The organism is Vibrio sp. 1069, from assembly GCF_033340555.1.
In genome coordinates, this window is the sequence record NZ_JAWOWP010000961.1 from 1 (window position 1) to 514 (window position 514).

A 514-nucleotide genomic window follows, 5' to 3' on the forward strand; every position below is an offset into this window, starting at 1 on the left:
TCCATTATTTTTCCTTACCTATTTCCTACATGATAGTAGTGAAATGATCTTAACTTACATTTTATCGGGGCTGACGATAATCATGTCTGGTGTGTCTTATCTGACATTTGGTTTGGACAATCGGTATGATTACACCTTCTCCGATCGCGGGTTAGTCATAAAAAAACGACGTAATTTACCGAATTGGGTAAACTCCGCGGCTCAAGTCATGGGCTGGATTGGAGCAATAGTTTGTGTCGTGATGGTTGGAGTTGCTGGACCGATGGTTCTTGTCGGAGCCGGTGGCTTTATATTGGTTTCATTTGGTATGCTTAAACGTCAGCCTGATGAACCAACAGAAGTGAGGGTCGGAGAACGTGAAGACTGGCTCTTTGCTGATTACAATAAGAAAAGAAAAGTAATTAAGTTCTTTTTTAAGCATGACACATGCGAATATATTAATATAGAACATACTAAGATTTCACGCTTACACAACCGATTCCACTATTACGTATTTTTCAAAACCGTGTCTGAC

General features: G+C 39.9%; 1 pseudogene. It reads left to right on the forward strand.

The features are described from left to right. A pseudogene (locus R7040_RS30040) lies at positions 1-514 on the forward strand (hypothetical protein); the annotation flags it as partial.